A 7,887-nucleotide genomic window follows, 5' to 3' on the forward strand; every position below is an offset into this window, starting at 1 on the left:
TGCATAATGAATAAACTATTGAAAATGCATCACAGCGTTAAAACCGTATTGTTTTTCGGTTTAGTATTCATTTTTACAACTTCTCATTCAGTAAAATCGCAAGATATCCCTCAACATATATCATATACAAGGATTTATGATTTTATAGACGAGTTGGCTAATGATGGCTATTTTGAGTTAAACTCTGCAATAAAACCATATTCACGAAAATTTATTTGCGACCAGTTACTTAAAACTCAGGAGCAAAAAGATAAATTGAATAATCGCCAACGTAAAGAACTTGAATTCTTCTTAAACGAATACGCTCTCGAGCGGGATACATTCCCCAATGGGTGGCCTCATTCTCCGTGGGCTAATAAAAAAGTAAGAGCTACTCTTATCCAGCCTGCTGTTTATTATCGGGATAATATTTTCCGTGCACGCATTACACCATTGCTGGGAATGCACGTTACCCACAACGAAAACGGAAATATAATAAAACGTTGGTATGGAGCTGAGTTTCAAGGAATGTTTGGGAAAAACCTAAGCGTATGGGGTAGCCTACGCGATATTTCAATGAACGGGGCATTAATCTCAAAACCTAATTACCTGAACGACCAACCGGGCTATCAATATAAAGAAGCCAGTTATGGCGGCGACTATAGCGATTCGCGTGGTGGTATTAAATATGGATGGAATTGGGGCTCATTCGGCTTAGTGAAAGACAATATCGTTTGGGGTGATAACTATCATGGTGCTAATATCCTCTCAGGAAGAGCGCCTTCATTCCCTATGGTAACATTGAATCTGAAACCGGCACGCTGGTTCGAATTAAATTATTTTCATGGGTGGCTCGTATCAAACCAACTGGATAGTACTGAGTATTATATAGAAAACGAAATAACAAAGTATTATCGTCCTGCAAACAAGTTCATGGCAGCAAACATGTTTACCATTTCGCCTGTCCGCAATTTACATATTTCGGCCGGAAATGCTATAATATATGCAGAAAACAATGTGCAGGCAGCATATTTTATTCCAATAGCATTTTATAAGTCGATAGACCATACTTTAACAAAAGGGGTAAGAACTGAAAATCAAAACTCCATGATGTTTCTGAATATAAGTTCCCGAAATATTAAGCACTTACACTTATATGCATCTGTATTTGTAGATGAGTTTAGCGCAAAACGTTTAAAATCGGATAATCCCCAGCAAAACCCGATTTCATATAAATTAGGAGGTAAATTAAGTAACTTTCCTATACAAAACATATCTCTGACGGGAGAATTTACAAGGACTAATATAATCAACTATAAACATTCGATTCCTACTCTTACGTGGGCGTCGAATAGTTATAACTTAGGACATTATTTAGGAGATAACTCGCAGGAGTTTTATGCTGAATTAAGGTATAAGCCAATACGTGGACTTGATTTAAAGCTATCTTTCATGGACGCACGACATGGAAAAGAATATGATTATATAAGAAAGGGGACATGGAGTGGAGATAACGCTTCGATATTAGATATAATAAGCCAACCATCATTAGGTAAAGTAATATGGAGTAATCAAACATTTGCCTTCAATGCAGTGTATGAAGTGTTTAATAATGCTTACGCTATTCTTAATGTAGAACACAGCAACATACAGGGATTTGACAGTGGGGAAGATGCCGTGTTCGGAGAAAAGAAAATGACAGCTCAAGAAGCTTTAGACTATTTTACTCCTAAGTACCTACAAGGTAAAAATACAACTATTACCGTTGGATTTAGCTTTGGATTTTAGCCGTGAACAAAAACTATTATTGATTTGTTTCATCATTAATAGTAAAACTCATTTGCCATGAAAAAGCCTTTAGTTATAGGTATAACGGGTGGAATAGGAGGGGGAAAGTCTACTTTAGCCCGAATGTTGCAAAAAAAAGGTTATCATGTGTACGATACTGATGTTGAAGCAAAAAAGCTACAAGACAAAAATACTGAAATTCGCAGGCAGCTGATAGAGTTGTTTGGTGACGAAATTTACGATAATGACAGGCTTAACCGAAAAAAACTCGCAAGTATAGTATTCAGGAATCCTGAACAGCTTGCGAAGTTAAACGAAATTGTACATCCTGTTGTGCGTGAGCATTTTCTTGACTGGAAATCACAACATTCAAATGAAAAATATCTATTTGTTGAATCTGCAATTATGTACGAAAGCGGATTCGTAGGTTTTGTAGATAAAGTAATTGTAGTTACTGCTCCTTTACATGTACGCATCCTAAGGGTCGCAAAACGGGATAAAATAACTCCTGAACAAGTCCGCGAACGCATAGCGCGACAGCTGCCGGAAGAGGAAAAAATCAAAAAAGCTGATATTGTATTAAATTCCGATGGAAAGGACGTATTGAGTGCTAATGTAGAGCATATCTTTTCTGAACTTAGTAAGATTGAAGCCACTTTAAAATAATGGCTTTTTAGAAACAGTTGTCTGAAATTCTTTGAGATAAAATGGCTCAAAGTAAGCTGTATCAACAAAATCGTTTTCGCTATACTTCTTTACAGCCATATCAACCATGTTTTTAGCTAAAGGCTCTATACTATCTACAAAAATAGCATTCTGATGGCTTATCATAGTCTTACACTTATCAGCACCGTTTCCAAAGAAGTAAACCTTGTTATTGGTTAAAGCGTCGGAAAACGAATCTTCATCAATAATATCTGCCTCTACATTGCGAAAAATACTTCTATCCAACCTATATAAAGCATCATAAACCTCCATACGCCGTGCATCAATCATAGGGCAGAGTAGGGTAGTATTGGCTTCCTGCTTATTTATTTCCTTAATAACCGGAACGGTCAGGATTTCTAATGAATCTATAGCAATTAAAGGAATATCCAAACCATAACAAATTCCCTTAGCTGTAGAAACGCCAATTCTTAAACCTGTATATGAACCGGGGCCCGAACTAACCGAAACAGCATCTAATGATTTAGAATGAGATTTCAAAGCTTCTAAGGCTTGTTCTATGAACACACTTAAAAGAGCTGCATGGTTCATACCTTCATTATCCGATTTGAAGAAAATACATTCTGAACCGTAACTTAATGCAACGGAGCAAACGTTTGTCGAAGTCTCAATATGTAATATAGTAGGGTGCATGTTATATAAGGTCTACATAAATTAAATTTATACTATTTTACATAATGTAGATTATAGGAATTATATTTGTGTGTTATTGGTTGTTTCAATGACGCACAAATTTTTTTTTAATTTTTATTTTATTCATCTATAATTTTTATTGTTATGAGCAAAAAGAGAAGCAAAGGTACGGAAATATTTGAATTATTCCGTTCTTACTGTAGACACAATGGTATTCCCTTTCAAGCGGTTCGTTCACGTTCTGTTTCTTGTCTTTCAAATCGTTTTTGGCTTTCTTTTGATAAGGAGAAAGAAGTTACAATTTTTGATGTGAGATTTTCGGAGTATCGGACTTATTTAGTGCCTGAGTTGTCAGATTTGTTCGCGGTGCTTTGTGATGCTTATTATAAGATATTTGATGTTGAACATTTTTTATCTTTTACTAATGCGGTTGCACGTCCTTTGCATTATTATGAAGTTCAATCTATTCAATTTGGGAATTGTTCTGCTCTTGGCCCATCATCTGCTACTGCTACTTTTCCTTGTAATATCGTTTATAATTCTGTTAACACAAAATAATCCTATGGACATTCATTCTTACCCTATTGGTACTGTCGTTAAATATGGTAGAAAGCATTACCGTATTGTCGAAAAAAGAGATAATTGTACTATTACAAGGCTTTTACAGCCTTATTTAATCGAATCTGACGAATTGCCTTGTATTTTCTTGAAACCTCGTATAAATCACTTAATAGCTGCATGATATGGATTTAAAGAAAGTAGTTGAGCAAAATATCTTACTTGAGAGTTTTCGCACTTCTGAAAATAAAAATGTAATTTATCTTTTAGGTAAGAAATATTCTTTTTTGGAATGTAATAGTAACTGTTCTTCTTGTGCATTGTATGGAAAGGAACTTTTTCCTCTTTGTTTTGAGTGTTGTGCCTCTTGTCACCGTATATACGGTAAAGACGGTGTTTTTGTATTAAATAACCCTTTAAAATGATGAATTATGATTGTTTATCTTAAAAATATTCCTCCTGATTCTTGTTTCCGTTTCCCACGTGGAAAACGTGTTTATCGTCGTTTAGGTAGTCGTGTCTTTAATGGCATGTTCGGTTATGTGTCATAAATTGAGTATGAAGATAAATTTGGTAATTATTACTTTTCTCCTATTTATACTAAAGTAGTTCCTTGTTGATGCCTTAAAATATTATATAGTTGGTTGGCTTGTCATTTGTCCCACAATTCAAAGTAAAAAAAATATGAATTATTTAGAAGCAACTTTTTCACATCTTGCGATTGGCGATGTATTCGCCTTTCCTAACGGTCGTAAAAAATACGTGTATCAGGGTTATAGCCCTTTTTTTCATTCTTATTATTATACTTCTCTAACTAATTACAACAAGGGGTATTATTCAAAAAATGGTTTGCAAATTGTTTTTAAATTTCCTGATTATGGTACAAGATAGATTTGTCCCCGTTTCATTTGCTTCTATTAGTGCTACAAGTACTACGTTGTACACACGTCGTTTTGACCTTTTATTGAATCGCTTTTGTGTACCTCAACGGAAATTAGATGATGGTACAATAGAGGAAGTAAAGCCCCCTATTTTTAAAGAGCATCAAGGCGGCTTATCTTCTAAGGCTTCGAGAAATTTGAGGAAATCTATCAATACTCTTTTAATTGGTGTAAATGAGGAAATTTTATTGAGTGGTAAGGGTAAGGAAAATGTAACATTTGCAACCCTTACCCTTCCCTCGTCTCAATTTAAATCATTTGACACAAATAAGGTTGAGTATTATGCAACTGATAAGGAAATTAAACGCAATTGTTTTAACCAGTTAATGACTGAGTTGAAACAAACACAGGGTGTCAATAATTATGTGTGGGTATGTGAAAAACAGGTAAACGGTAATTTACATTTTCATATACTTTTTGATAAGCGTATTAATTGGGAATGGCTTCGTACCCGTTGGAATGGTTTAATCAACAAATATGGCTTCGTTGACCGTTATCAGGAGCGATTTAAATCAATGAATTTTGAACAATATGTGTCATACTGTACAAATGGTAAAAAGGCAGATGAAAAGCGGTTAAATCAGCTAAAAAAGGCTTTTGATTTCGGACAAAAAACGAATTGGAAACAGCCGAATTCAACGGATATACAGGCACTAAAAAAGGTAAATAATGTAGCTGCGTATATTAGCAAATACATGTCGAAAGGCTTCGGTCATTCTGAAAGTAAGATAAAAAAATATGCTTCTGCACTTTCAGCTAAATATAACCTTACTGATAACGATATACGTAAAATATATACTGTTGAGGGGCGTATTTGGCAGTGTTCACAGGTAATTGCTAAAGCTCGTAAATGTATCTCGTATTGTGAGGTTGATTTTATTCCTGAGCTTGATAATCTTATCGAAACTGAAAAAGATATACAAGTATTTAAAGAGGAACGTTTTACAACAATCCTCCACACTATTAAACAACTAAAACAAAAATGTAATTCTATTTATGAAACGTTTCTTTCACACATTAGGAAGTATTTTAACGGGATGGATAATTTCGATATTACTTCAACTTCTTCTAATTCTGTTTGTGATATTGTCGCCCCTGTTTCAAATCGCAATGTATTTCAAACAAAGTTATCTTTTACTTAAAAAATTTTATGAAAAAAAGGGAATACACATGTATTTGTTTCGCTGCAAATAAGGGCGGGGCATTGAAGTATAGACGAGTTACGAATGTCTATAATTTATTCAAAAACATGCTCTCTGCGGGCTATCAATTAACCGCTATCAACGTGTATGATAAACAGACGAAGCAATTTTTAAAGCAATTACGCACGCTTCATGATGCGTATCAATTTTTTATCAATAACTAATTTTATTTATATGGAACTTACAGTCAAAGAAATAGCTTTTTTTTATGGATGTAGCAGAAATACTGCTTTTTCTCGTATAGAGGAAATACGACGTTTTTTTAAATTATCGCACAAAAAGCGTATCACAAGGTGGCATTTAGCCATTTATGAGGGTATGACGTTCGATGATTTGAATTTAATTCTTTCAACTTCATTTTAAATAATATATCTATGAACGAAAAAACAAAAACATTGCAATCCGCTTTGAAAAGTGGTTATTATCGTTTCTTTCACTCGGAAAATATAGAGGATGATAGAGTAAGGGTAATTTTAAGACGTAATTTCCACCCTTTGTATTTACCAAAAGAATTAATTTTTACTTATACGGAGCTGTATTTAAAGCGGAATTATCCCGAATTTGTTCCTGATGTGTTAAAAAAATAGTCCAAAAAAGTCCAAAAAAGTCCAAAAAGGTACAGAAACGCCCAAAAACGTTTAAGTGCCTTTTTTTTGTGTCGTAATTTTGTATTGTAGTTCAGAATGAAAAAAAAATGTTTAATTCTAAAAAATAAAAAAAATGTTATTAGGTACTTATCAGCCCGTAGGCGGCAAAATCGAAAAGTTGCAAATAAATCGCCCTTTGCATGCTCTTTTGTTTAAAATTACTATCTCAGGTGGTTTGGCTTCTGCGGAAGAATTTTTTTCTCCAGATTTAAAAATAAATGTATCATTACAGGATAACCGTAATAGTGCGCGTACTAATCTTATTCCCTCGCTTCCATTAGCTCAGTTGTCAGAATTTTCTACACGTAAAGAGGGTTTTTGTTTAGGTCATTTTTATACCTTACCAGATAAAGGGGCGGTTGGTGACCTTTGTCAGCGTGTATTACTTACTCCTAATGGCAATATAGACCTTTCGGGTGATAAATATCTTTTAGTTGATTTGCTTGGTCTTTCAGATAATGTTGACAAAGTAGAGGTTTACGGTTTTGAGCATGATACCTATTCCGCTTTTAACATCAAGTATGATAAAGTATCTATCCCTAAAGGCTTATCACGTGAAATATTCCGTAATGATGGTGGTGCAAATGCGATGATATTGCCTGTTGATGGTTTCGATGAGGTTCAAATTTCTTACGTAGGCGGTGTTACTGTTACCCGTACTCTTTTTGAATTGCAGTATGATACTTGCTTAAATAATGACCTTATCGCCGCTTTTTTCAGCGAAAAAGGTGTAATTGCTTCCGCTCTTTACGGTTATCAATCAGGCCTTATAGTTGATATGTCGGGGGTTGAAAAAATAGAGGTAGTACGTGATTCTGCGGGGCTTTCTGACCAAGATTTTACAGCTATTCTTGTTAAGAGTACAGTTGATAATTTAACCAGTTATACAGCTAATCGTTTATTAGGTAATTCTCCCGCTCGTGCCATTAATACGGACGGCACTTATACGCTAAAAGGTGCTGAAATAATGCGCTATAACAATGTATTAAGTGATTCTTCATCTCGTGTACCTGTTGAGTTAGTGCGTCGTGATATGGCATCTATAAGCAAATAAGAAAGGGGGTATAATGGAGAATTTAATCCCTACTATTTTAACTACTATTTTGGGGGCGTTTGGTGGCAAAAACCAAACGCCTGCCACTACCACTACGGTAGTAAAACAGGATAATACCGTTTTGTTTGTTATTCTCGGTGTTTTCGCTGTATTTATGATAGCTATTTTAATATTAACCACAAACGGCGGTAGACGTCGTTAAAAACGAAAAAAAAATGAATCGAAATTTTTCTTATACTCCTGCTTTTCAGCAGCAAAATACTTTGCCGTATGCTCCTGTACCCCAATATCAGAACGCGGGTTATCATAATTTTCAGCAGGGGCAAAGACAACGTAAGAAACGCTCTGGTTGTAGCGTA

The 7,887-nt window shown here is 34.8% G+C and carries 9 protein-coding genes; 8 read left to right on the forward strand and 1 reads right to left on the reverse strand.

Going from position 1 to position 7,887, the window contains the following annotated elements:
* Positions 1–6: 6 nt before the first annotated feature.
* Together D0T49_RS03010 and coaE are read left to right on the forward strand one after the other, a co-directional pair.
* A complete protein-coding gene (locus tag D0T49_RS03010) occupies positions 7–1,767 on the forward strand; it encodes a capsule assembly Wzi family protein (RefSeq protein WP_239056994.1) in 1,761 nt (586 codons plus the stop codon).
* 57 nt (positions 1,768–1,824) lie between these two features.
* Positions 1,825–2,433 (forward strand): dephospho-CoA kinase, encoded by a 609-nt coding sequence (coaE, locus tag D0T49_RS03015; RefSeq protein WP_163629105.1) that lies wholly within the window; start codon positions 1,825–1,827, stop codon positions 2,431–2,433.
* Here the strand turns inward: coaE and tsaB are convergent.
* Positions 2,425–3,126, reverse strand: coding sequence for a tRNA (adenosine(37)-N6)-threonylcarbamoyltransferase complex dimerization subunit type 1 TsaB (gene tsaB, locus D0T49_RS03020; protein ID WP_163629106.1), 702 nt, complete (start codon positions 3,124–3,126; stop codon positions 2,425–2,427). The genes coaE and tsaB overlap by 9 nt on opposite strands.
* A gap of 144 nt (positions 3,127–3,270) precedes the next feature.
* Between tsaB and D0T49_RS03025 the strand changes: the two genes are divergently transcribed.
* The 6 genes from D0T49_RS03025 to D0T49_RS03050 all read left to right on the forward strand — a co-directional run bounded on the left by D0T49_RS03025 (position 3,271) and on the right by D0T49_RS03050 (position 7,730).
* Positions 3,271–3,684: a hypothetical protein gene (locus D0T49_RS03025; RefSeq protein ID WP_163629107.1), complete on the forward strand. Its 414-nt coding sequence runs from the start codon at positions 3,271–3,273 to the stop codon at positions 3,682–3,684.
* 185 nt (positions 3,685–3,869) lie between these two features.
* Positions 3,870–4,109, forward strand: a complete 240-nt coding sequence (locus D0T49_RS03030; RefSeq protein ID WP_163629108.1) for a hypothetical protein — start codon at positions 3,870–3,872, stop codon at positions 4,107–4,109.
* A 259-nt stretch (positions 4,110–4,368) separates the two neighbouring features.
* The gene (locus tag D0T49_RS03035; protein ID WP_163629109.1) at positions 4,369–4,575 is read left to right on the forward strand and encodes a hypothetical protein; all 207 of its coding nucleotides are present in this window, start codon (positions 4,369–4,371) and stop codon (positions 4,573–4,575) included.
* Positions 4,562–5,767, forward strand: a complete 1,206-nt coding sequence (locus D0T49_RS03040; RefSeq protein WP_163629110.1) for a hypothetical protein — start codon at positions 4,562–4,564, stop codon at positions 5,765–5,767. The genes D0T49_RS03035 and D0T49_RS03040 overlap by 14 nt, the downstream gene beginning before the upstream one ends.
* Positions 5,768–6,547: 780 nt before the next feature.
* Entirely contained in the window at positions 6,548–7,528 is a 981-nt protein-coding gene (locus D0T49_RS03045; protein WP_163629111.1) for a hypothetical protein, read from the forward strand.
* A 13-nt stretch (positions 7,529–7,541) separates the two neighbouring features.
* Positions 7,542–7,730: a hypothetical protein gene (locus tag D0T49_RS03050; protein ID WP_163629112.1), complete on the forward strand. Its 189-nt coding sequence runs from the start codon at positions 7,542–7,544 to the stop codon at positions 7,728–7,730.
* Positions 7,731–7,887 lie beyond the last annotated feature (157 nt).

Origin of the sequence: Paludibacter sp. 221 (assembly GCF_010501035.1) — a bacterium.
Classification (GTDB): domain Bacteria; phylum Bacteroidota; class Bacteroidia; order Bacteroidales; family Paludibacteraceae; genus QVMH01.